The sequence below is a fragment of the Limnohabitans planktonicus II-D5 genome (assembly GCF_001270065.2).
GTDB classification, from domain to species: Bacteria; Pseudomonadota; Gammaproteobacteria; order Burkholderiales; family Burkholderiaceae_C; genus Limnohabitans_A; species Limnohabitans_A planktonicus.
This window is the reverse complement of sequence record NZ_LFYT02000138.1, coordinates 1-625: the sequence shown is the minus strand read 5'-3', so window position 1 is coordinate 625 and position 625 is coordinate 1. Positions and strand designations below refer to the sequence as shown.

Annotated in this window: 1 protein-coding gene; it reads right to left on the bottom strand. The window is 59.8% G+C overall.

The window, feature by feature from the left end; genetic code table 11:
• A partial coding sequence (locus H663_RS41965; protein ID WP_165803993.1) for an MBG domain-containing protein occupies positions 1 to 625 on the bottom strand: 625 nt, incomplete at both ends.

The following is a 625-nucleotide window of genomic DNA, read 5'->3' as shown; positions in this document are numbered from 1 at the left end:
GCTGCCGACCACCGTGGGGCTGGTGTCTTTGATGTCGTAGTTGCCCACGATGGTGTTGCCCGAGTTGCTGACAGCCGCTGCGCTGCTGCCCGTGTAGGGCTTGAGTTGCATGCTGATAGAGCCGCCCACACCGTCGCTGAAGGTGTAATTGTTGCCTGAGACCGTGGGCGTCAATGAAGCGATTTGGTTGCTGCTGCCGTCCAGGTATTGCGCGGTGGTGGTGTAAGTGGGCGTGCTGCCATAGGTGGTCGTGGTGTTGGTGGTGCGCACCAACAATTGGTTCGCGGCCACGATGGTGTAGTCCCCATTGGCGTAGCTGATGTTGTAGTTGGCCGCGGTCAGTCCGCTGGCCACGAGTGCGCCGCTGTAGTGGCCTGCGGCCTGGGTGGCTGCATTGCTGCGGCTGATGCTCACGCTGCCGCCCAAAACACTGCTGGTTTCGCCTGCCACGAAGCCCGAATAGCTGACGCCGTTGTAACCCGCTGCATCTGTTTGCACCACAAACCGCGCATCTGAATTGGCCGCCACAGTGAGGTTGGCCTTGGCAATGCTGCTCGTGGTGTTGTCCACATAAGTGATGGTGTAGTTGTCCGTCATGTCCGCATTGCTGGCATCTTTGAGGGTC